Genomic DNA, 24,851 nt, shown 5'->3' on the forward strand with positions numbered 1-24,851 from the left:
ACTACTTGTCACACTGAGTTTATCGAAGTGTCTGCCTGCAACTAGCAGCAAAGCTTCGAGGGCCTCAGCTTGACAGCAATATGACTTTTGAATCAAGCTCTTTATTAGTCTCTAATTAAAGTGAAAGATTGAGATCCAGCGAAGAGTTCGTCTCCTTCTTCGTAGTGGTCTTCGTCGATCACCAGGGTGAAGGTGAGAGTGGCATCCTCCGCAGTGCCTAGTTCGTATTCCGCCTCGATGATGAAGTCCAATTCTTCTCCATCTTCAGTGAAATAGGATTCCTCCATTTCTAGCTCGCCATCTTCAGCATCGTATTCTGCTTCGATCTCCACGATCAGGTTTTCCATCTCGGTTTCGATCTCACCAATTTTACATTTGCTTACTTCTTCCTCTTCGTTTAGCTCTACTTCGATTTTCACCTCTTCAAATTCGAACTCAAACTTTACTTCGCCAGAAATATCAGCGAAAGTGAGCTCAGCCAAATCCGAAGAGATAGGCCCGAAGACTTCCTGAAAGGCTTCTAGCTCTTCCTGGGAACCGATTTCCAGCAACCATTCGCCGGCCAGGTCATTGTCCAGTATCTCGTATTCGAAAGTATTGACAGTAGAGAATAGCACCTCATCGGCTGATTCAATCTGCGTGATGCTCAGGCTGAATTGACTGTCCTCGTTGGCATCATCACCAGATTCATTCATCAAAACGACGATTTCGAATTCTTCTGGGACAGTACCCATGTCTTCGTCCACTGGGATGGTGATGGTGTTGGCTGTAAAAGCAATCTCACGCTCAAACTCGCAATCATCCTCTTCATAGACATATAAGATTTCGTCTATCGCAGCACCTGCATAGTCTCCCTCTCCAGTCAGCTCATAGCTGAGTGTGATGGGCTGAGCAGGTAGATCGCCGATATAATCTGCAAAGGCGATTTCGATCCCATAATCTTCGGCATCTGCCAAATCAGCTCCTTCTTCGTCGATTTCCAAACGGAATGGGAAATTGTCGTCCTGAATGTTGACTTCAGGTTCGTTGAGGGCACAGGAGGAGATGAGGCCTGCGAGTGCCAGTATATGTATGTTTTTAATTTTCATTTTGTTTTTTGTTAGTTGAACCCAGCAGAATTCAAGATAGAATCCTGCTACATATAACCTTTATTGTCCTCAAGCCGGACTGGCTCTTCATTTTTTCATTGCCAAAAAACGAAGCAAAAAGGCTAGAAAATTTCAGACTCGCTGCGCTCAAACAAGTGAAATTTTCGACTGACCGTAAGAGCATTGATGCTATGTCTGACTCAAGTAGTCTTTCCACTTTAAGAACTTTCCACTCACAGCGTGAACTTCACTCCTACGCGGGACCACCAGCTGTAAAATTCTCTTTGTATCATCTGGTCTTTGTCTCCTGCGAGGTAGGCCTCATAGGGAGCGTTGGTGATGTTGAGGAATTCAGCGAATACGTTGAATCGAGGGCTGATGCTGTAGTTGGCCGTTGCGTCGATTTGCAAGCGGTCGTTGATGTAGCGATCCTCATCCGCTTCCTCTCCCAGCTCCTCGATGTAGGCGCCAGCGAAGTTACCCGAAACGCGAGCCGTAAATCCTTTCAGACTGTAAGACAAGCTGAGGTTACCCACATGCTCTGCCTGACCCGGAAGGTTGATTTTGTCGTTTTGACCCAACTCAGATCGGTCCTTCAGCTCTGCACTAGAGGAGGTGTAGGTGTAGTTGGCGTAGATGCCCAGACCAGCCCATGCACCTGGTAAGAAAGTCAGGTTTTGCTGGTAGGCAATTTCGATTCCCATCAAATCTGCTCGATCGCCATTGACGTCCTGTACCAGGTCGATGGCTGTCCCGAAATCAATGCCCTGGTAATTATCCGTCTCAAAGCGTCTCTTGTAGATGAAATTGTTCAGGTTTTTGTAAAAAACGCCTGCGGACAAAACGCCTACCGTACCGAAGTAGTGATCGATCATTAGGTCCAGATTGATGGCCGATACCGGATCTAACTCAGGGTTGCCTATCGTTCCTTCTCTGTCAGCGATGTTGATCTCCTGAGAGGGGACGATGGATTCAAAGTTGGGACGAGCATAGGAGGTAGTAGCAGCCAGCCTCAGATTCGTCATGCCATCGATCGAGTATCTAAAATTGACCTGAGGCAGAATAAAGGCATAGTGGGTGTTGCCTTCCTCTGAGATGATGTCGTCCAGATCTCCCTCGTCATCGAATAGCACGGTATTGTAAGTGTAGTCCACATTTGTTTGCTCGAAGCGAACACCACCTACGATCTGTAGTTTGTTCAGCGTCAGGTCGGTCATCAGGTAGGCGGCCATCACGTCCTCTGATGCTTCGTAGCTTTCTACGCTTTCGTCTACCAGTTTGTCCTCTACCTCCAGTTCGAATCCATTTTTATTCGCATTGAAAAAGCGGATCACGCGCTCCATTTCGGCCGCTTTGCTCAGCTCGTAGCGACCGCCTAAGAAGTTGTCGTCGACTAGTCCGCCTTCGAATTTTTCCAGAGTAAAATCACCGTTTTGCCCTTCGAAGGAGATGTCTCCACCGGCCCAGCCATATTTGTTGTTGACTACCTCCAGACTTTTGTCTTTGGCTCTGTATTTAGCGCCTAATTTGACAAGTCCCTGGTTGTTGCCCAGTTGGTAAGGGATGCCGATGTTGAATTTGCCCGTGATGTTTTCGTCTTTGGCAAAAGTGTTTCCTGCTTCTAGTTCGTCAAACTCGTAGTTGCTGTTGTCCAGATAGTCGAATTCACTATTGGTTTGGAAGGAAGGATAATTAGGATTAGAAAAATCGGTGCTGAGTGCGTCCGGTTCTGCGATGAAATTGACTTCAAAATCGAAAGGCGTGTCCTGGATCGCTCTGGCGTAGGATACTTCATAGTCCAGTGTGAGTTTAGGAAGCACATGTTTTCCTCCCAGGTTGATGCTGGCAATATCCTGTCTTTCGAATCGGTCTTTGGTCAGGCGCTCAATCTCGTGGTCCTCGAAAGGAGAATCGTCCGCGTTGGGCACCATCACATATCTACGTCTCCACTCCCTGTCCGAAAAGCTGTTGTAGATGCCTCGCAGGTAGATTTCGCTGTTGGGATTGAAACGGTAATCTATGGTGCTGCTGAGTGCCGTACGTGTTCTTCTCAGTTGGTAATCTCTCAATTCGATTTCGTCTCCATCTCGCTCCCAGTTGTCTGATCCCCGGTCGGAGTAGAAGTGGCTACCATTGATCAAAATGCCCAGCTTTTCGCTAGCACCGAATCGCTTGCTTAGCATCAAGGAACCTTGAGCATTGGGTTTTCCCATCAGGGCATTGTAGCCTCCTACAACTGTACCCTGTACTTCCAGATTGCTGCTATTGGCTTTTCTGGTCACAAGGTTGACTGAGCCACCGATGGCATCTCCATCCATATCAGGCGTCAGTGTTTTTGATATCTCGATGGAGGAAAGCTGATCTGCAGGCACGGCATCCAGGGCCACAAAACGAACGCCTGCCTCTGGAGAAGGTACTTGCTCCCCATTGATGCTCATGTTGGTGAACTGCGGAGACAATCCACGAACGATGACGTAGCGTCCCTCGCCCTGGTCGCGCTGCAAAGTAACGCCCGGCATGCGCTGCATGGCCTCAGCTACATTAGGGTCTGGGAAGCGGCTGATCTGATCCGCTGCTATGATGTTTTTGATATTACCGGCATTTTTCTGCTGGTTGAGGGCCTTTTGCTGTCCCTCTAGCGAACCACGAACGGTTACTTCCAGCAGCTCGGCTGACATATCAGTCAGCTGCAGATCTACAAAATCGCTCTCAGCCGGGTCGATAGTGATGTTGTAGTCTTTGTACCCCAGGTATTTGATCAAAAGCGTTTTTGCTCCGGGTGTCAATCGCAAACTGAATTCGCCATTGAGGTCCGTAATGGTTCCTTTCTGGGTGCCACTGAGTAAGACAGTAGCGCCTGTCAGTGCTTCTCCACTGATCCCATCTGTGATTCGGCCTTTGATTACTTTCTCCTGAGAGAAAGCTGTGAGGCTCCACAGGCTTAGTAGTAAAATGGTAATGCTTTGTTTCATCTAGTTTTTTATTTGATGTCCTAAAAAATTGACGAGGCAAAGAATGATTCCAGATGTGAATTGAATATTAACAGCGGGCTCAACATAAGGGCAACAGGGGGTAGGGTTGGCAGCATCAAAACGTAAACATGTATTTGTAAGTCTTTTGAAAACAGTGGGTTGCATGTTAAATCTGCGTTAACTGAAGTCCTTGAGATAGTTGAATAAATTGGCACCTTTTTCTAAACCGAGCTTTTTTCGGAGACGATAGCGGGCGATTCTCAAACTATCGCTGGAGATGCCCATGATTGAGGCGATCTCGTGGGAGTGCAAGTTGGTATGGATCATGGCGCAGAGCCGAACCTCTGAGGTGCTGAGGTTGCCGTGTTGCTGGCTCAGTTTGTCGAAGAACTCCGTGTGTATTTGCTTAAAGGTGTTTTCGAATTCTTCCCAGTCGTCATCCATATTGAAGTTCAGGTCTATGGATTTGGTCAGCTTCTGGATCTTTTTGTGCAGGTCTTCTTTTTCGCTTTTTTTGATCTTCTTTAGGTTGCTACGGAGGCTTTGTAAAAATTCATTTTTCTGAATCAAGTGGAGCGCTGAACGAGAAAGTGCATTGTTTTTCATCTCCAGCTCTAGCTGCAGTTGTCCTTCTTCCAGGCGTTTGTTTTCCAGTTCGGCTCTCAGTTTCTCTTCGTTTAGCTGGGCGTTGATCAGTTCTGCCTTGCTCAGTTCATTTTCTGTCTGCAGGAGTTTGCGTTCTTTTCGCGCTTTGCCTACTCGGAGGTAGGAGCCATATCCGAATAGGGCTATCATGATCAGTGCAGCCAGAAATCCGCCCGTTGTGACCTTGCGTGTCAGGCTTTTTTCTTGCTCCAGGAGACGGATGGTTTGTTGCTTTTTTTCCAGTTCGAAGATGGATTGTGCATTGGCCAGTTCTTTGGCATTTTCCTGACCAAAAATAACCTCAGTCAGTTGATAGCTTTGGTCCAGATAGTAATAGGCGCTATCTAGCTGCTTTAGCTCCAGAAATAACTTAGACAAGTCTCTGGCAGCCGCTTTGGTCTGGTAGTCGATCTGTTGTTCGAGGGATTGGTCATAGACGGCTTTGGTCAATAAATAGGCACTGTCGAGCATCCCTCTTTTGCGATAGCTGTCTCCCATATTGTTGAGATTGACTAGCGACCCATGGGTGTCGCCAAGGGCAAGGCTGTAGCGATAGGCTCGGACGAAATGTTCATAAGCTTGTCGGTAAAAGCCCAGGTCTTCGTAGATGCTGCCGATGTTGTCGTAGATCACAGCCAGCTCGCTGCTGTCCTGGCTTTGATCGAAATAGGCCAAGGCCTGCTCTTGATAGTAGAGGGCAGAGTCGTATTGCTCCCTCTTCTCGAAGAGATGGCCCAGTTGACCCATGGCCTGTGCTTCCCCTCTGGGATTGTTCAATATTTTGAATTGCTCCAGGGCTTCTTGTGTGTGGAGGAGGGCCTGTCCGTAATTTTCGGACCGAAGATACACCTCACCAATAGTGACGTTGCATTCCGCACGTTTATGCGGATCATTTTCATAATAGTTGAGCGCATCATGGAGGTGTTGAAGAGAAAGGTCCAGATGCCCAATTTGGTAGAGAGTTTTTCCCATGAGGAGACTGCTCTGTGCTATTCCCTTTTTGTATTCCAGGCTTTCGGCCAGGTTGAGGGCGCGACGAATCTGAAATAGTTGACTATCGGCATGCAGGATGTTTTGTTCCGCTTGTAATAGGATGCGGTCGACTTCTTGAGTAGCTCTGGAAGATACTTCGTCCTTAGACAGGTCGCAGGCTGGTAACACAAGAGCCAACAAAGACAAGTAACAAAAATATTTCATGATGGCGTGCTGCATTCGCTTGATAAAAACAGCAAAGATTGATTTTGCAGATTATCTCTCTGATATCGAGGGATGATGAAATTGTTATGATCAACATGGAGTGAACGTTTAACACAAAATCATGACAATTGTCATTCGATAAAAATTGTTCATATTTAAGGAGGAGATTATTTGAAGCCATGCATGACGGCCCCTCTTATCATGTCTGTAGGTTTCTGGGTTAGAAATGTATGAATATGACTAAAAAATTAGACATGAGGAGAGCTATGCCTCTCTGGGTAGGGGTATTTATTTTATTTTTTTTCTGGGCTTGTGAGCAGCAAAAATCACTTTTAGTGATTCGGAGTGGAGCCGATGTTTCGAAAACGAAACAGGAGGGCTTTGACTCATTGCTTTATTTGGAGACTATAGCTGCCGAAGACCTCTTGCAGGCTAGTCATCTGTGGGTGAAAGCAGACCCGACACAGCTTAGCTTCAATGAGCGAAATACGATTGAGCGATATTTAGAGGCTGGAGGCGAAGTGACTTTCACTTGCGTGGACACCATCTACAATTGGGGACAGCTTCAACCTTTTTTTCAATCCAACCAAGTGCAAATCGATTGCAAGGGGACAGAATTGAGTCTTCGTCAAGCAAATCTTGATTACAGTCTGGCCGAAACACCGATCATGCCAGCACCTGACCGACTGAAACGCCAGGTACTGGTGGCGCCTCTCAGAGAACCCATTTGTATCGCGGTGACAAAGGAATCGCTGGTCTATTGGGTGGAGCGCAAAGGAACCATCAATCTTTACAATCTCAGGACAGAGGATTATCAAGAGATAGATAGTCTGGCTGTTTACAGCGGAGAGGAAGATGGATTGCTCGGTTTGGTCTTGGATCCCAATTTTTCAGAGAACCAATGGGCTTATGTTTTTTATTCTGATCCTGGAGAGGAGCCCAAACAGAACATATCCAGATTTCGACTCACTCCTAAGGGACTGGATCGCCAATCAGAAATTGTGTTGATGGAGATACCAGTTCAGCGAGATGAGTGCTGCCACTCGGCGGGTGACCTGGAGATCGATGCGGAGGGCAATTTGTACATCAGTACGGGCGATGATACTTTTTCCAGAGATTCAGACGGGTTTACACCGTTAGATGAGCGCTCGGGTCGATCGCCCTGGGATGCCCAAAAATCTTCCTCAAATACGCATGACTTAAGAGGTAAAATTCTCAGGATTCATCCGGAGGAGGACGGTAGCTATACGATTCCTGATGGCAACTTATTTGCCAAAGATGGCTCTGAAGGGTTGCCCGAAATCTACGTGATGGGCGCAAGGAATCCTTTTACACTGGCGATCAACAAAAGAAGAAACTGGTTGTTTTGGGGCGATGTGGGACCTGATGGTAACGTGACTAGCGAGAGAGGCCCTTCCGCTCATGACGAAATCAATATGGCTAAAAAGTCGGGCAACTACGGTTGGCCCTATTTCAATGCGGACAACAAGGCCTATGCGGACTATGATTTTGAAACAGGGGAGTTGGGGCCAAGATTCGACCCTAAAAACCCAGTCAATACTTCTGTCAACAATACTGGAGCAAAGGAGTTGCCACCGGCTGTTCCTGCCTTGCTCTATTACACTTTTGATGAAACACGGCAGTTTCCTGGAGTGGGGAAAGGGTCCCGTTCCATAGGGGTTGGAGAAGTTTACGATTATGAAACGATCAAGAGCAAAGGCTTTGCTTTTCCTCCCTATTATCAAGATAAGTTGTTTGCATTTGACTGGGCCAGAAGCTGGGTAAAAGTCATTTCGCTGGATGAGGAAGGGAATTTTCTATCCATAGAACCATTGCTTGATGCATCGGTCGTAGCTGCTCCTATCGATATGACTTTTGGGCAGGATGGGGCACTTTATATTCTAGAATATGGCATTGGCTACTTTACAGACAACCACGATTCTAAATTGATACGTTTGGATTTTACCTATGGCAACAGGGCACCTGTAGCGAATATTGCCCTGTCTCAGGACAATGGAAAACTACCGCTGACAGTAGCGTTTTCCGCTGCGGGCAGTATGGATTGGGACGAGAAGGATAGTCTTGAATATCTATGGATCATTCAGGGGCCAGAGGATATCAGTTTGACTGGTTTTGAGGCAGAGACCACCTTCACCAAAGCCGGAGAATACGAGGTGCTTTTGGTTGTAAAAGATCGATATAACGCAAGTGCCAGTAGCCGTGCTACCATTATTGCAGGGAATGCTAAACCTGAATTAAATTTCGAATTTGCGGATAATAGTACTTTTTATTGGCCGGGACGTCCGATTCGATATGCTTTGCAATTGGAGGATGAAGAGGACGGCAGATTAAATGAAGGGATAGATCTTAAGGAAGTAAAAGTGAGTCTGACCAACTATACGGGGAGCGACAACCGAGCACCGGCGAGTTTGGCACTATTGGATGGGATGAGTCAGGAAGGGATCGCTCCGGGGCTGAGGTTGATCCAAAATAGTGATTGTCGTAGTTGCCATAAGATTAATGAAAAATCCATTGGACCAAGTTTCTATGAGGTGGCAGAGCGCTACGACAAGGATTATATAGCCAAAGAGGTTTTGGCAAAGACCATCATTGGGGGTGGAGTGGGCAACTGGGGTGAAGGGCAAATGCCAGCTCATCCGGACTTTACGGTAAAGGCCGCGAAAGAGATTGTAGACTTTATTTTCTCTGTAAATGATGCTGCCGCTCAAGAAGCAGAGGTGATTAAAACCGAGGGACAGGTTGTGACAAAAGTCCAGAGCAAAGCGAATTATCGTTTTGAGGCGAGCTATAAAGATCGAGGGGGTGAGAAAGGAACTTCTCCTCTAAGTGCCATGACGGAAGTAACCTTGAGATTGCCTGTGTTGCAAGCTGAGTCTGCAGATTCGGTCAGTGGGTTTTCAATAGAAGGAGACATTGCCGATGGAGATGCCCGTTTCTTAAAAATGAAGGACAGTACAGCATTTTTTGGATACAGAGAGGTGGACTTAAGTAACATCGATCGATTGGAGTTGGTACTTTCGAGCCCCGTAGAGCAAATGACCCCCAAAGCTGTGAAGATTGAACTCCATGGTGAAAGCCCAGACGGGCTATTATTGTCTTCGGTAGATTGGAAATCTGGAGCGATGAGAAAGGAGAGTTTGACGATGGAATTGAAGGCTGAAGGCAAACAAGATATTTATTTAGTATTCAAATCAGAAAGCCCACTCGTGGGGGTGGATCAAATCAAATTTCATCTAAACCGATAAACATCATGAACACCAACAGAAGAAAAGCAATCAAACTGATGAGTGCTGCCGGCGCAGGGATGGCTCTCTTAGGTGGCGTCAACCTACTCAGCAGTTGTAGCAAAACAGGAAAAAAAGAATATCAACAAATATCCGGTCAGGGAGGAGAAGGCAAGGCATCTGCTTTGTTTTTTGGAATTTCTCTGGCGCAGTGGTCCTTGCATCGTTCGTTTTTCGGAGGGGCACCCAATTGGGCTACTTTCGGGAGCACGATTCAATCAGATCCTGATTCTTTGCTGAAAGGAGAGTTGAAACCTGAAGATTTTCCTGAGATCGCCCAACGTGATTTTGGAATCAATGCGGTTGAGTATGTCAATACTTTTTATTTCTCAAAAGGTAGCGATGAAACGTTTTGGCAGGAGATGAGAAGACGCTGCGATGATCTGGGGGTGAGTAGTCAGCTGATCATGTGCGACGCGGAGGGCAGTCTGGGAGATCTGGATGATGCGGCCAGGCTGCAGGCAGTAGAAAATCATTACAAATGGATCAATGCTGCCAAAATATTGGGTTGTCACAGCATCCGTGTCAATGCAGCGGGTAATGGAACAGAAGAGGAAGTTAAGTCAGCAGCCATAGATGGTTTGGGCAAACTAACCGAATATGGTGCGCAAAATGGCGTCAATGTCATCGTTGAGAATCATGGAGGCTATTCCTCCAATGGCAAGTGGCTAGCAGAGGTGATCAGTCAGGTAGGGAGTGAGTACTGCGGTACGCTTCCGGATTTTGGAAACTTCTGTATCGAACGAGGGCCTGAAGGTTGTGCCAATGAGTACGACAGATACCAGGGAGTGAAGGATTTGATTCCATTTGCAAAGGGGTTGAGCGCCAAGACGCATGCCTTTGATGCAGAGGGAAATGAGACGAGTACCGATTTCGAAAAGATGATGCAAATCGCTAAGGAAGCGAATTTTCATGGCTATATCGGGATAGAATATGAAGGCAACGAGTTGAGTGAGGCGGAGGGGATTTTAGCCACCAAGGCTTTGCTTCAGCGCGTAGGTAAAATGGGATAAAGAATATTGAAAATGATCACAAAACAGGAAGCAGAAAAAGTATTGAATGAGAATATTCTTTCTTTTTGGGAGGAGAGAATGGTGGATAATGAAAATGGCGGTTTCTATGGCCGAATCGATGGGGAAGGTGTTTTACATCCCCAGTCCGACAAAGCTATCATATTGAATACACGAATATTGTGGACTTTTTCCGCTGCCTACCGATACACTCAGAATCCCAATCACAAAGCAATGGCGGATCGGGCGTACCATTATATCTGTGATCATTTCTTTGATTCGGAACATGGAGGCGTGTTTTGGATGTTGGATTATCAGGGAGAGGTGAAGGACCCTAAAAAGCAGGTCTATGCACAGGCATTTGCTATCTATGCTTTGTCAGAATATGTGAGGATGAATGGAAGTGAGGAAGCTTTAGAATTGGCGATTGGCCTATTCGAATTGCTGGAGAAGCATAGTTTCGATCCACAGCGAAATGGTTATTTTGAGGCATTTGCTCAGGATTGGTCCTTAATCGAAGATGTGCGCCTGAGCGAAAAGGACATGAATGCTACCAAAACGATGAATACTCATCTGCATGTTTTGGAGGCTTATACCAATCTCTATCGTGTTTGGAAAGACGAAAAATTAGAGGAGGATCTGCGAAACCTGATCAATGAGATGAGTACCAGGTTTGTTAGTGATAAGAAACATTTCAATTTGTTCTTTGACGATGATTGGAATTTGCTTTCAGATGAAATTTCATTTGGTCATGACATAGAAGGGAGCTGGTTGCTGGCCGAAGCAGCTGATGTGATAGAAGATGACGAGCTGATTCAAAAAACCAACGAATTGGCTCTGAATATGGCTGATGCGGCGCTTAGAGGCCTTGACAAAGATGGTGGATTAATGAACGAGGCAAGTCCGCATGGATTGACAGATACAGATAAACATTGGTGGCCACAGGCAGAAGCACTGGTTGGTTTTGTGAATGCATGGCAGCTCAGTCAGGATGAGAGATATCTAATAGTAGCCGCTTCGATCTGGCAATTCACGAAAGAGTACATCATCGATCCTGCCGGCGAATGGCACTGGCGCGTCACGCGTGATCATCAGTTGGTGACTGGTGAAGATAAGGCCGGTCCCTGGAAATGCCCCTACCATAATGGAAGGGCCATGATGGAGGTGATGGAGAGGTTGTAGTACTTCTCCATTTGACTCAATATTTTCTTTTCAGACTGTTATTAGGAGCCTAAGTGTTGGCTCTTTTTTAATTGGTTGATTTTTAATTTGTCTTTGTGCAAACGTTTGTACTATATTTAGTGTTTAGTAGGGATGGAGAGATGTAAAAAGCTTCATTCATTACTCAAGTAACATTGCTTTATGTCCATAGAATAATGGACGAATGGATATTAAAGCGGTGTTAATCATTAAATTAGACTAAAATGCTATTGTTATTCGGAATCCTTTCTCTTCTAAGGCAGTATTTCTGTACTGCTCAACTCATTATTTTTCTTTATCACTAAGCGTAATCGATTGCGCAAAATTTGGATCTGTTATGTGATAATGTCAAGTTGATGAGTTTGACCATGATGAAGGAAATAAGTAGTGAAAGGTTGTCTTCAGAAAAGGGATGCTGAATAATAGGCTGCTATTTAAAATCAAAGCATGATGAAAAAATTTTTACTTTTTTTGGTGGTTCTACTTTGTGGAGCTAAATCTGCCAGTGCAGAAGAGAAATTACTTTATTCCACCGATTTTCAAGATTGGGAGGCTGTGGCCACAGAGGCGGCTACCGTTGATAAAACGACAGACTTTTCTAATGAGACCCTCACTTTTTGCCTCAATCAAGTGCATATCTCACCCACTTCAGTCAATGAAAGCCGGTTCAATTACGATTTGGTCAGTGCAGGATGGGCACAAGCTCAGAAAACCCCAGGTTCATTTATTGAGCTTTCTCCTTTGGCCTCTATTACCAGGATTCGTTTTATCGAAGGAGCGACTGGAAGCAATCGAGGATACAAGGTGTGGAAGAAAAATGCTAGTGATGCTGATTGGGTGTTGCTATACGAGCAGGTGATCAATCCTTCTAGTGGGATGCTTGTGGAGTTGGCTATCAACGATACAGATGTGGCATTGAAGTTTACCAATATTGATGAAACTCAAAATGCCTACATGTTCGACCTGGAGATCTACGGAGACTATGTTTCTAATCTCCCACAAAAAACACTCAATGTAAGTTCCAATATTGAGGGAGCGGGGACCATTACCCAATCTCCTAATAGCGACACTTACGATGAAGGTAGCAGTGTTGAGGTGCTGGCTACTCCTAATTTTGGTTATGACTTTGTGGAATGGCAAGATGTAAATGGAAATCCTGTGACTACTGACAACCCATATACTGTTACTTTGAATACAGATGTGAGTTTGAAAGCTGTTTTTGTAGAAAAGGAGACTTTTGCTCTCAATCTGGAGGTCTCAGGAAGTTTGTGGGGAGAGGTAGAGTTGTCTCCTGAGCCCGTAGGGGGAAAATATGAGGCTGGTACTCAGGTACTGCTGAAGGTGAATCCAAATGCAGTGACATCATTTAGTTATTGGGACAATGGGTCTACGTCTACTGAAAGGAGCTTAACTATGAATAGTGATCAAACGGTCATTGCTACTTTTGATGAGATACCTTTTATAGTGGGTTGGGATTTTGAAGCGCAGGAGCCCCGATCGAACCGAGCGGGTGATTTTTATTCCTCTAGTTCTAATCAGGGGATTATTTCAATTTATGAGCCAGATGGCAATACCGTCAATTGGTTGGCTAATGCCAGTAGCTTCTCACCTAGCTATCCGAGTATTAGATTTTGGACTCCAGGGTCAGAATTTAAAACAAGAAGACGCTACCTACAGGCTCAGCTTTCTACCGTAGGACATGAAAATATAAAAGTACACTCTATGGTCGGGGGTAACTATCAAGTGTATTCGGAGATTACGCTACAATATTCTGTAGATGGAACGAATTTTAATGAAGTGGCCCGAGTGGATATCAGCGATGTGCATAATTCTGGATGGAAAGACCTAAATGTACAATTGCCGTCAGAAGCTTCAGGTAAGGAAATGCTTTACTTAAGATGGGAGGCTGATGAAACCAGTACTATTGTTCAGGAAGGGAGTGATAATGACGGTACCGCATTTACCAATATCTTTGTTTATGCAGATGCGGTGATCCAAAATGATGACCAAGCACCAGTCTTGATTTCGACCGTGCCAGCGTCTGATGCTACCAATGCCTCGGTGACAGGGTCAGTTGTATTGACCTTTGATGAAAAAGTTCAGCCTGGTTCTGGAGAGATTACCCTGGGAGATCAGGTGTTGACCGGAACGTTTGGTTCCAAGACCGCTAGCTTTTCTTATGAGCGATTAGATTATAACACCAGCTATACATTTACAGTGCCATCTGGATCTTTGACGGATCTTTCAGGAAATCCTTACGAAGGAACGAGTTTTACTTTTACTACCCGTTCGAGAACAGCAGCTACTAAAAAGATGTTTGATGCGGTGGTGGCTTTGGATGGTTCTGGTGACTATATGACAGTCACAGATGCAATTGAAAATGCACCAAGTTCAAGTGCATTTCCATGGGTAATCTTTGTAAAGAATGGAAAATATACGGGGCATCATCTGATACCTATAACCAAGCCTAATTTGCATGTCATAGGGCAAAGTAGAGAAGGGGTTATTATTTCTGATAATCGTCTCTCAGGGGATGATGGCAATGGAAGTCCCGTATATCATGTGAGCGAAGGAGCTACTATGGTGGTAGAGGCTAGCGACATTTATTTCGAGAATATCACATTCGAAAACAGTTATGGATACGAGAATCAGTCAGGGCCACAGGCACTGGCACTGTATACCAACAATGATCGAATTGGTTTGAAAAACTGTTATCTGAGAAGTTATCAGGACACCTATCTCACCTCTACGAGAAATCTTTCTGATAGACATTATTTAAATGAATGTAAGATTGAAGGAGCTGTGGATTATATCTATGGTGGAGGAGATGTGTTGTTTGATGACTGTGTACTCAACAATATGAGAAAGGATGGTGGATATATAGTGGCGCCAAGTCATGAAGAGGGTACAGCTTGGGGATATGTTTTTAACAACTGTATACTGGACGGTGCTGATGGAGTGACTACCTATTATGGTAGACCCTGGAAGAATGCGCCAAAGGCGGTATTTCTTAATTCGACATTGAAGGTAGATGTATATGCTTCTGGTTGGTATTATAAGATGGGGGCGATTCCAGCTGTTTTTGCCGATTATGGAACCATGGACCAGGCAGGTAACCCGGTCGATTTGTCTCAGCGAATTTCGGATTATGAATATGAAGATAGAGACACTGGAGAGACCATAACCGGGACTGCCAAAAATAATTTGACAGATGAAGAGGCGGCCGCCTATACCTATGGCAATATTATGCTAAGGTCTGGTGATGATTGGGATCCTCGTTTCATTATGGATGCACCACAAGCACCTCAGTCTTTGTCCATTTCTGAGAATACGCTTAGCTGGGAGGATAATCAATATGCTAGATTGTACATTGTTTTTAGGGATAATCAGTTTCAGGGTTTTACCACTGAGCCTTCCTATGTGGACCAGAATATAGTGGCTGGGGAGACCTACGTCTATGCGGTACAGGCGGTGAGTGATTTTGGTGCATTAAGTTTTATGTCTAATACATTGACCGTAGTGGATGGCGTGCCAAAGGTGTCTTTACTGCTGAGTACCAACAACCAGAGCGCAGGTACAGTCAGCCAAAGTCCGATAGCAGAAAAATATGATATTAATACTGAGATTACTGTGACTGCACAGGCCAATGCTGGGTATAAATTTGTAGGCTGGTATGATCAAAATGATCAGTTGGTTAGTGAGATTAATCCCCACACTTTCACGCTATCTACTGATGCAGAGTTGATGGGTAAATTTGCGGCGCAATATAGCCTAAGCGCAACCGTGAATGATGTTAGCTTTGGTAGCGTGTCTATTAGCCCAAATCAAGAGAGCTATGACGAAGGTACTGAAGTGATTGTAGAGGCTGTTCCTGCTACTGGGTATGTGTTTTTGTACTGGCAGGATGAAAATGCTCAGAAGATTTCGGAAAACAATCCTTTGAAATTGACCATGTATGAAGATCAGTCGGTACAGGCTGTGCTCATTTCAGAAGATGAGCTTGTATATTATAGCTTGACAGCATCTTCTACATTGGCTGAAGCAGGTTCAGTTAGCGTAGACCCGGCCATGGAGCAGTATTTGGATGGTACGATAGTGAAAGTCACAGCTACCGCGAGTGATGGATACCGTTTTGTGAGTTGGCTGGATGAAGGCGGTGTACAAGTGTCCACTCAAAATCCACTGGATGTGACTATGGATGCAAATAAAACCTTGTCTGCCGAATTTGTTAAGACCTTTTATTTAGATGTTCAATTGAGTGATGGTCTGGCAGGTCAAGTCGACAAGTCGATTAATAAAACGATCTTTGATGAGGGTACGGAAGTGACATTAACTGCTGTGGCCAATGAGGGCTATCGTTTTTCGCACTGGTCCGACGCAACGGGTAATGACATCAGTACAGACGCTAGTATCAGCCTAGTTATGGATCAGGATCAACAGATTAAAGCGGTTTTCGTGGCTCTTTTTACTGTAGAGCTGCTAGAAGTGGGGGACAATAGCGGAACTCTTGCGATTACATCTCCTTCAGACTATTATGAAGCGGGTGCTACTATAGAACTTGTGGCAACTCCAGCTGAAGGTTATGAGTTTGTAGAATGGAAGGATATCAATGGTGTTTTTCTTTCGGATCAAAACCCCTGGTCTATGAAAGTGGAGCGTAATATTAGAATTCGAGCCATTTTTGAGATGTCTGCTGTTTTGGCTGCAGGAATAGAAGTTGATGATGTAATAGTGTACGGAAGAGACAAACAGTTGTTTGTGAAAGGCTTGATTGAAGGTGATCAAGTTGCTGTGTATTCAATGTCGGGAGTTCTTTTAGAAAAACAAATTAGTACAGGTTCTTTGCTCACGATGGATGTAGTCTCAGGGATAATAATTGTTAGGATAATAAAAGAGGGAGAGCAAAAGGTGATTAAAACCTGGGTGGATTAAGAAATGAAAAAGAGTTGTCTGTTAAGGCAACTCTTTATATTCTTCAGATATTGGGCTGTTCTCTTGATTCAGCCCTTTTTTTAAACTGGATTGTCTAACTATGATACCGGGCTTAAGCATGGTTTTGTGAGGTTCATGATGCTTTTTCTTGCTCCCTTTGAGTTGGTCAAAAAATAATTCGGCAGTTACCCGCCCCATAGTTATACTGAGCTGATCAACAGTTGTCAAGGTTGGATCGGTGAAGGAGGTAAATGGCTCGTTACCAAATCCTGCCAGTGCGATATCCTCTGGGATGCGAATCCCTCGTTCCTTTAGAACCTGCAATGCTCCCATGATTCCATAATCTGATGCAGAAAAAACCGCATCAGGTGTTCTTTGTCCTGAGAGTAGTTTTTCCATGCTTTGTCTCCCGTCCTGGAGTTGAAGATTACTTTCTACTACGAGCCTTTCATCATAATCTATATTGTGATCTGCCAGGCAATCCATATATCCTCTTAAACGATCCTTATAAATGTTGATTTTTATAGGGCTAGTCAAGTAGGCAATGCTTTTACTGCCTTGATCTATTAGATGTTTCGTGATTTCGTATGCACCATAGTAGTCATCTATTACCACTTGATTGACAGTGACTTGGTCAGATGTTCGGTCAAAGAGCACAACAGGAAAGCCCTTGTCAATAGCAGATTGGTAATGAGAAAAATCAATGGTGTTTTTACTAATAGAAGCAATAATGCCATCGACACGTGCATTCACTAGTGTTTCTATCGTTTGTGCTTCTTTTTCTAAGTCCTCATAGGTTTGGCAGATAATCACCTTGTAGTTGATTTCATTGGCAATTTCTTCTATGCCTCTGATGACCGAAGAGAAAAAAGCTCTATCTGCTCGAGGGACGATTACCCCGATTAAATGACTTTTGCCATGTCTCAAGGCCGCAGCAATATTATTGGGTTGATAATTCAACTCCTTAGCAGCTTTTTGTACGGCTTTTCGAGTCGCTTCACTAATCCTTGGATTATTATTGAGCGCACGCGACACGGTGGCGGCAGTTACGTTTACAGCCTTTGCAATGTCATTTATCGTTACTTTGGATTTATTAACCATCTATTTGTTTCGCCGGGTTTACTTAATATATGTTTGGTTTTGCCTAACATACTTTCAACTTCATGATATTTTAATAAACCGCCTCAAAAATAGAATACATCCGATGTAATGCAACCAACTTTGGCTTAATAAAAAGCCCATTGTTAGTGACTTAATGCTTTCATATTTATGCTTGATTGGGTTTAATCAATGCAATGAATGAATAATGTTAGTCAAAAAGTTGCACAAAAACATGTAAACGTTTACATGTTTTTGTGTGAACTTATAAATTGTCATGATTTAAATATAGTTAAATGCCGGTATCTTCTCTGCGTATAGTCAGTAATGAATAGCATAAGTGAAAAATTGTCTATTTGTTTTGAACTCTAAAAAAAAAGCAATATCTATGTAAACGTTTGCACAGTAATATTGTGTCAACTAAAACGGCGTCCGGGTGAAAGTTCCCGGTTAGACTAAATTATTGTTGTATTATAATCTTATTATTATGAGTAAAAGCTTACTACTCTTAACTCGAATCATGGCGCTCATGTTCTTCATAGGATGTGCATGGCTCAATCCAGTAGCTTACGCCCAGGACAAAACAGTGTCCGGTAAAGTGACTGATTCGACGGGTGAGGGATTGCCAGGTGTAACGATCATCGAGCAAGGAACCTCTAACAGTACTGTGACATCTATCGATGGAACATTCAAAGTCAATTACAGTGGTCAGGGACCGCTAATTTTCTCATTTGTTGGTATGAAAACCCAGGAGATTAATGTGGGAAACCGCTCAAGCCTGGATATTACAATGGAAGATGATGTAGCACAACTTCAAGAAGTTGTTGTTGTGGATTATGGTTATGGAACGGTGAAGAAAACAGATATGACAGGAGCAGTTGCTTCTTTATCTGGTGAAAAACTGAAGTCTGTACCTGTAGCTAGTGCTGCCGAAGCATTGACAGGTCGTCTACCAGGTGTGAGAGTGTCTACTGGAGATGGTTCTCCAGATTCTCAAATCACTATTAGAGTACGTGGTGGAGGATCTATTACACAGAGTAATGATCCGTTGTTTGTGGTTGATGGATTTATTGTTGGTTCAATCAATGATATTCCTCCTTCAGATATTGAAAGCATCAACGTATTGAAAGATGCTTCAGCTACTGCCATTTATGGTGCGCAGGCAGCAAATGGTGTGGTTGTAATCACGACTAAAAAAGCAAAAGCAGGACGTACTACCGTTAACTACAATGGTTTTGTTCAGCACAAGTGGTTACCTCAAAATAGAAAGCATGAAGTGTTGGACCCATACGAGTACGTAATGGCTAACTATGAATATGCAAAATTGAGATCTCCACAAGATCTTGAGAACTTTGAAAAGTTCTTTGGAAAATATGAAGACTTAGAGCTATATCAGTACAAAGAAGAGACTGATTGGCAAGATGAGATATTTAGTAACGACCTTCTTAGCCAATATCACAACTTGAGTATTACAGGTGGTACTGAAAAAATCAAAACCAACCTAAGTTTGACTCACAATGATGATAAGAGTTTGATGGAGGGTTCTGGTTACAAAAGAGATGTAATCAATTTCAAATTGAACTACCAGATGTATGACAACCTGAAATTTGATGCAGGTGCCAGAATCACATATAGTACAGTAGATGGTGCAGGTACTTCAGGTAGTGCTCAGTTGAGAATTAAGGATATTGTACAGTCTCGTCCAGTCAATGGTATTGCTGATGATATTGATATCGATTTTACTCAGACCAATTCAGATAACGATTATCAGAACTTCATTACCTCATTTTTGAATCCAAATGAAGTAGCTGCACAAGACTGGAGACAAAGAAACAGAGCATCATATGTGTTGAATGCGGCAGTGACCTGGACAGTGATCGACGGGTTGAATTACAAATCTTCAGTTACTGGAGAAAGAGAATTCGAAGAGCGATTGAGATACTATGGTCCATTGACAAGTGAGTCATTCAATAATGGTGGTAGTAGACCATTGGGTTATAAGGACAACAGAGATACTTATACATATAGATGGTTGAACACCTTATCTTATAAGGTTAAGGATTTAGGCAAAAGTAACTTAGATTTCTTAATTGGGCAGGAGATCTATGAGGCTGGTGGAAATAGAAATTACGTAAGAGGTGAAGATTATCGTATGTCTATTACTCCGGAAGAATTGTTTGCAAATATGGGAGTTGGTCGTGTAGATAATTTCTTCACTACTGAGTATACTCCAACAGCAAGATTTTCTTTGTTCGGTCGAGCTAACTATATGTTTAATAACAAATACATCGCAACTGTAACGGTGAGATCTGATCAAACAAGTAAGTTTTCTAAAGAGAATAGAACTGGTATATTTCCAGCTGTAGCCTTAGCATGGAAACTTTCTGAAGAAGGATTTATGCAAGGTTTAGGGTTTATAGATGACGTTAAAATTAGAGCCAGTTATGGTGAAACGGGTAATGATAGAGTGGATGCCACGGCAGCACAGTTCTTGTTAAGCCCTTCTTCAGTTCGTGGTCCTGGTTTTAACAACTTTGACAATAACTACTATACACCTTCTAGCTCTGTACTATATAATCCTAATTTGGTTTGGGAAACTACAGTAAACAGAAACGCGGGTATTGACTTCTCTATGTTTACAGGTAAATTGGCTGGTAGTCTTGATCTATATCAAAACACTGCAAGAGATCTTTTGTTGAGATCTAAAATCCCAGAAAACACTGGTTTTCAATTTCAATGGGACAATATTGGTAGTACCACGAACAAAGGGGTTGAGTTAGGCTTGACCGGATATCTAGTTGATAAAGGTGATTTTAACTTGTCTGCTAATTTCAACATAGGCTACAACAAATCGAATATCGATGAGTTAGATGCAGCTGACGATAGATTCTATGCGTCTGAGTGGGCTAGTACAGATTTGAAAGATTATGAGGACTACTACTTGAGAGTAGGAGGTCAGATTGGTGACATTTATGGTTACGTAACTGATGGTTATTATACTACCGATGATTTTTCTTCGTACGATGCTGGTACAGATACCTATACGCTAAAAGATGGTGTGGCTAATTCCTCAGGAACAGTAGGAAATACTAATATTCGTCCTGGCTTCTTAAAACTAAAGGATATCAATAATGATTCAATTATTGATAGCAATGACAGAAAAGTAATAGGTAATGCTCTACCAGTATTTCAAGGTGGTTTTGGTCTGAATGCGATGTTTAAAGGTTTTGATGCTTCTGTGTTCTTCAACTACTCTTATGGTAATGATATCTACAACGCTGACAAAATTCAGCATAGTCAGTTCAGAAGAGTTAGAAATGGAAACATCCTTAACACCATGAATTCTGACAACAGATTTACCTACGTGGATGTAGATGGTAGCTATACCGGAACACCTGGTGAAATTGTAACTGACTTGACTCAGCTAGCAGAAATGAATGAAGGCAAAGAAATGTGGTCTCACAATAGCTTTGGTATTGCACAAGCGACTATTCATAGCTGGGCTGTAGAGGATGGTTCATTTATTAGATTAAACAATGTGACTTTGGGTTATTCGTTTCCAGAACAATGGATTTCTAAACTTGGCATGTCTAAGTTCAGAGTATACGTGACTGGATATAACCTACATGTATGGACGAACTATTCTGGATATGATCCTGAGGTGAGTACGTCTCGCAGTTCGTCAGTTGCCGCGACTACTCCAGGGGTGGATTATTCATCATTCCCACGCCCACGATCTTTCGCTGCAGGTTTGAACATCACATTTTAATTGAATGACGATAAAAAAGCATTTTAATATGAAAGCAAAAGAAATATTAATAGCATTGATCGTTTTGATGACGATGGGATGCGAAGACTTCTTAGAACCAGAGTCACTGTCGACTTATGACCAGTCTCTGATATTTTCTAACGTGGATGATGCCCGAATGGGGGTCAATGCAATCTATGTGCAATTTGGTGTAGATGGATTTAGATCTCGTCTTTCTAACAACATGACGGGTAATACAGATATAGAGCACTCCAGTGGATGGGGTAGCACTAGTGATAGATACCAGATTTGGGATTTAAATCCTCAAGAGAACAATGGGGATTTAGGTAAAGTTTGGTCTGCAGCTTATACAGCCATCAGAGATGCGAACATTGCTATTGAAGGTTTGTTAGCTAGTCCTTTGCTAAGTTCATCGGATCAGGTAGAAGTAAATACAGCGAACCAATTGCTAGGTGAGGCTTATACTTTACGTGCTTATTGGTACAGTATGTTGATTTACTACTTTGGTGATGTTCCTTTTAGTATCGAAGCACCAAAGGCGGGTCAAAACTTTTTCTTAGAAAGAACAGATAGAAATGAAATCTTGACTCATGTGATCAATGACTTGATCGAAATTGAGGAAGATATGCAATGGGCTGATCAAACTCGTTATGGAATCGAGCAAGTAAACAGAGAGTTTACCTTAGGATTGATTGCCAGATTGGCACTTCAGCGTGGGGGTTATTACTTAACACCAGAAATGAGTGTGGTACGAGATGATGATTACTTGGATTATTATGAGATAGCTAGAAACTATACGCAAAAGTTGATGAATCTTAAGGACAGAGAATTGCCTACAGATTTTCGTCAGATTTTCTTGAACCAAGCCAAGTTCATAAGCCCAGTTAACGATGAGGTGTTGTTTGAAATCCCATTTGCATTGGGTAATGGTGATGTAGGTTGGAATATCGGTATTGATGTTGAGGGTGGTAATGATGCTGCTCACGACTATGGATCAGGTAATAACTATATGAGAATGCCTTTGACCTACTATTGTTCATTTGACACAACTGATTTGCGTAGAGATGTTACTTGTGGATTGTACAAAATCAACAAGGATGGAGAGCCAGAATACATCACTCGAGGTATCTCTCAGGCTAAATGGAGCAGATGGGATCTTGATGATCCTCCAGGGGCGAGTACTGCAAAAGGTACTGGTATCAACTGGCCAATGATGAGATATGCAGATGTATTGTTGATGTTTGCTGAGGCAGAAAATGAATTAAATGGTGGACCTACTGCTGCTGCAAAGGATGCACTTAAAAGAGTTAGAGCCAGAGCATTTAACGATGTAGATCAAACTGAAAAAGTTGATCAGTATGTGGATAATCTTACTACCAAGGAGGCATTTTTTGATGCATTGGTAGATGAGAGAGCTTGGGAATTCGGTGGAGAGATGATCCGTAAGTACGAATTGATCCGATGGGGGATTTATTCTGAAAAAATGGCTGAAACTGTTCAGGGATTGAAAGATATGGCTGATTATGCTTTTGATAATACTGGACCTTTAGCAGATTCTAATCTTCCGATTTATATCTATTGGAAGTTGGATGAAAGTGGGAACTTCGTTATTCTTAATAGAAACACGAATGTTGTACTATCTCCAGAAGAGCAAGTAGAATGGAATCAGGAGCAATTTTTGCTGTCACTTCACGATGATGAGTTGGGATATGATGAATGGATCACTCGTGATTGGGCCAACTACATAGATGGACCTGTACCTGGTGTGGTTAGATACATCTTCCCTTTGCCTGCAGATGCTATTTCAAGTAGTCAAGGCACACTTGACAACTCTGGATACGAGTTTGGTCTGTAAGCATTGTTAATTAAAACATGAATACAAGAATTATGAAAAACTTAAATTTCAATATAAAAACATGGGTACTGTTGCTATTAGTAGCAGCAGTATCAGTATTCTACTCTTGTCAAGAGGATGAATCTTCGTTTCCAAGAACAAGGTTGTTTCAGCCAGTGTTGAATGAGGCGTTGTTTTCAGAAGGAAATAGCATTATAGTCAACTTGGCTAAATTCAAAGAGGCAGAAAGTTATATCCTGGAAGTGAGTAGAGACACTTTTCAAACCATAGATTATACCTTCGAAGTAGATACAAACTATGTAGTAATCGATGAAGCTATTCCTGAGGTAGGGGAAGAATTGCTATGGTTTACCATCTATCAGGTAAGAGCACAGGCAATTGCTGATGACGTTGAATACAACAGTAAAGTTTCTGAACTTGGAAATGTTAGAACCCAGAAGTACCCATCTAACCAGATGGCTCCTGGCCAATTTGATGTGACGGATACTCGTGCGAAAGTAATTTGGCAACCGGTGGGTAATGCTATTACTACTGTAGTTATCTATGATATTGATGATAATAGACTAGAAACGCCGCTTGCAGAATACACGGTGAGTGCAGAAGATAATGCTGCCGGTGAAATTATCATTGATGGATTGGATCCTGAGACGGAATATAACATCGCAACATATAGTGGAGATGTATTGAGAGGCTGGGAAGCTTATACTACTTATGCGTCTTTGATATTCCCTGCAGGTACGGATGTAATTGACTTAGTAGGGATCGATAATCCAGATATTTTATCCGATACTTTGCCAGATATTAGTAATGGTGCAGTTGTTATTCTTGAAGGAGGTAGAACTTATAACGCTAATGGTCATGCATTTAATAAATCTGTAAAGATCATGCGTGGTTTGAGTTTTGTACCATCTCTTCCAATCATTGACTGTGGGTCTAATTATAACATTGAAGATGGAGCAAGTATAGATTCTCTAGTTTTCAATGGTATTCATCTAACTGGCGGTCCAAGTGGTTTCGGAGGAAAGTATGCCTTCAATATTGACAAAAGTGGCAATATCGGAGAAATCAAATTCGAAGAATGTGAAATGAGACTGTTGAGAGGAATCACCAGAATAAAAGGTGGTACTGGTATGATTGACAATTACTCTATTGTGGAAAGTGTTGCAGATAGTATCAATGGTTATTCAGTATTTGCTGTAGATACCGATGGATGGCAAGCAGGTGATATATTGTTGGAAAACTCTACTTTCAATAAGTGTCAGTATTTCCTCATTAGTAGATCGAATACCAATTCACTCACTATTGAGAGCTGTACTATCAATGCTGCTCCTGAAGGAGGAAGACAACTATTCAGATGGAGAGGAGCCGATGGTAGCAACGATATCTTGAATGGTGTCAGCATTAACAATACTATTCTAGGGCCAGGTTGGGATATGTCGGGTCTTGGTACTAATACCGCAATCAAAGGATATCAAGGATTAGCTAATACTAATATCAATGTAGTAAATAGCTATATACCAAGTGACTTGACTTTTGCTTCAGATGAGATTTCTGGATTCAATGTATATGGTAAAACTGCAGCAGAACTGTGGGTAGATCCAGAAAACAACGATTTTAACATCGCTGATACAGGGTTTCCTGGTGCTTCTAGTGCAGGTGATCCTCGTTGGAGAACAGGGTTGTAAGGTTTAGTGACAAGCTTTTTAGCTGTTATATTATTGGTAAATAGATTTTTCGGTGTGGCCTTTTCAAAAGGCCACACCATTTTGTACCCAAATGA

11 protein-coding genes are annotated in these 24,851 nt (G+C 42.9%); 7 read left to right on the forward strand and 4 right to left on the reverse strand.

The features are described from left to right. Positions 1-104: 104 nt before the first annotated feature. The 3 genes from N7U62_RS19225 to N7U62_RS19235 form a co-directional block, all read right to left on the reverse strand. On the reverse strand, positions 105-1,088 hold the full coding sequence (locus tag N7U62_RS19225) for a hypothetical protein (protein ID WP_264139709.1): 984 nt from the start codon (positions 1,086-1,088) through the stop codon (positions 105-107). Positions 1,089-1,321: 233 nt separating this feature from the next. Then, a complete protein-coding gene (locus tag N7U62_RS19230; RefSeq protein ID WP_264139710.1) occupies positions 1,322-4,060 on the reverse strand; it encodes a TonB-dependent receptor in 2,739 nt (912 codons plus the stop codon). Between the two features lie 177 nt (positions 4,061-4,237). After that, positions 4,238-5,902: a tetratricopeptide repeat protein gene (locus N7U62_RS19235; protein WP_264139711.1), complete on the reverse strand. Its 1,665-nt coding sequence runs from the start codon at positions 5,900-5,902 to the stop codon at positions 4,238-4,240. Between the two features lie 236 nt (positions 5,903-6,138). Here N7U62_RS19235 and N7U62_RS19240 point away from each other — a divergent pair, with 236 nt between their 5' ends. The 4 genes from N7U62_RS19240 (at position 6,139) to N7U62_RS19255 (ending at position 16,349) form a co-directional block, all read left to right on the forward strand. After that, a complete protein-coding gene (locus N7U62_RS19240) occupies positions 6,139-9,168 on the forward strand; it encodes a PQQ-dependent sugar dehydrogenase (RefSeq protein ID WP_264139712.1) in 3,030 nt (1,009 codons plus the stop codon). Between the two features lie 5 nt (positions 9,169-9,173). Further along, positions 9,174-10,220 (forward strand): sugar phosphate isomerase/epimerase family protein, encoded by a 1,047-nt coding sequence (locus tag N7U62_RS19245; RefSeq protein ID WP_264139713.1) that lies wholly within the window; start codon positions 9,174-9,176, stop codon positions 10,218-10,220. Positions 10,221-10,232: 12 nt separating this feature from the next. After that, positions 10,233-11,399: an AGE family epimerase/isomerase gene (locus N7U62_RS19250; RefSeq protein ID WP_264139714.1), complete on the forward strand. Its 1,167-nt coding sequence runs from the start codon at positions 10,233-10,235 to the stop codon at positions 11,397-11,399. A gap of 465 nt (positions 11,400-11,864) precedes the next feature. Beyond that, a complete protein-coding gene (locus N7U62_RS19255) occupies positions 11,865-16,349 on the forward strand; it encodes a pectinesterase family protein (protein ID WP_264139715.1) in 4,485 nt (1,494 codons plus the stop codon). A 21-nt stretch (positions 16,350-16,370) separates the two neighbouring features. Here the strand turns inward: N7U62_RS19255 and N7U62_RS19260 are convergent, their stop codons facing one another. After that, positions 16,371-17,450, reverse strand: a complete 1,080-nt coding sequence (locus tag N7U62_RS19260; protein WP_264139716.1) for a LacI family DNA-binding transcriptional regulator — start codon at positions 17,448-17,450, stop codon at positions 16,371-16,373. 484 nt (positions 17,451-17,934) lie between these two features. Between N7U62_RS19260 and N7U62_RS19265 the strand changes: the two genes are divergently transcribed. The 3 genes from N7U62_RS19265 to N7U62_RS19275 are packed head-to-tail and all read left to right on the forward strand — an operon-like array spanning position 17,935 to position 24,756. Beyond that, positions 17,935-21,216 carry a SusC/RagA family TonB-linked outer membrane protein gene (locus N7U62_RS19265; protein ID WP_264139717.1) on the forward strand — a complete coding sequence of 1,094 codons (3,282 nt, stop codon included), beginning with the start codon at positions 17,935-17,937 and terminating at the stop codon, positions 21,214-21,216. A 28-nt stretch (positions 21,217-21,244) separates the two neighbouring features. After that, positions 21,245-23,071 (forward strand): RagB/SusD family nutrient uptake outer membrane protein, encoded by a 1,827-nt coding sequence (locus N7U62_RS19270; RefSeq protein WP_264139718.1) that lies wholly within the window; start codon positions 21,245-21,247, stop codon positions 23,069-23,071. Between the two features lie 32 nt (positions 23,072-23,103). Next, positions 23,104-24,756, forward strand: a complete 1,653-nt coding sequence (locus N7U62_RS19275) for a DUF5123 domain-containing protein (protein ID WP_264139719.1) — start codon at positions 23,104-23,106, stop codon at positions 24,754-24,756. Positions 24,757-24,851 lie beyond the last annotated feature (95 nt).

Origin of the sequence: Reichenbachiella ulvae, from assembly GCF_025833875.1 — a bacterium.
GTDB lineage: Bacteria > Bacteroidota > Bacteroidia > Cytophagales > Cyclobacteriaceae > Reichenbachiella > Reichenbachiella ulvae.

Coding starts and splice junctions, on each gene's coding strand:
- N7U62_RS19275 (WP_264139719.1), top strand. CDS start 23,104: ATGAAAAACTTAAATTTCAATATAAAAACATGGGTACTGTTGCTATTA.
- N7U62_RS19255 (WP_264139715.1), top strand. CDS start 11,865: ATGATGAAAAAATTTTTACTTTTTTTGGTGGTTCTACTTTGTGGAGCT.
- N7U62_RS19240 (WP_264139712.1), top strand. CDS start 6,139: ATGACTAAAAAATTAGACATGAGGAGAGCTATGCCTCTCTGGGTAGGG.
- N7U62_RS19250 (WP_264139714.1), top strand. CDS start 10,233: ATGATCACAAAACAGGAAGCAGAAAAAGTATTGAATGAGAATATTCTT.
- N7U62_RS19260 (WP_264139716.1), bottom strand. CDS start 17,450: ATGGTTAATAAATCCAAAGTAACGATAAATGACATTGCAAAGGCTGTA.
- N7U62_RS19225 (WP_264139709.1), bottom strand. CDS start 1,088: ATGAAAATTAAAAACATACATATACTGGCACTCGCAGGCCTCATCTCC.
- N7U62_RS19265 (WP_264139717.1), top strand. CDS start 17,935: ATGAGTAAAAGCTTACTACTCTTAACTCGAATCATGGCGCTCATGTTC.
- N7U62_RS19245 (WP_264139713.1), top strand. CDS start 9,174: ATGAACACCAACAGAAGAAAAGCAATCAAACTGATGAGTGCTGCCGGC.
- N7U62_RS19235 (WP_264139711.1), bottom strand. CDS start 5,902: ATGAAATATTTTTGTTACTTGTCTTTGTTGGCTCTTGTGTTACCAGCC.
- N7U62_RS19270 (WP_264139718.1), top strand. CDS start 21,245: ATGAAAGCAAAAGAAATATTAATAGCATTGATCGTTTTGATGACGATG.
- N7U62_RS19230 (WP_264139710.1), bottom strand. CDS start 4,060: ATGAAACAAAGCATTACCATTTTACTACTAAGCCTGTGGAGCCTCACA.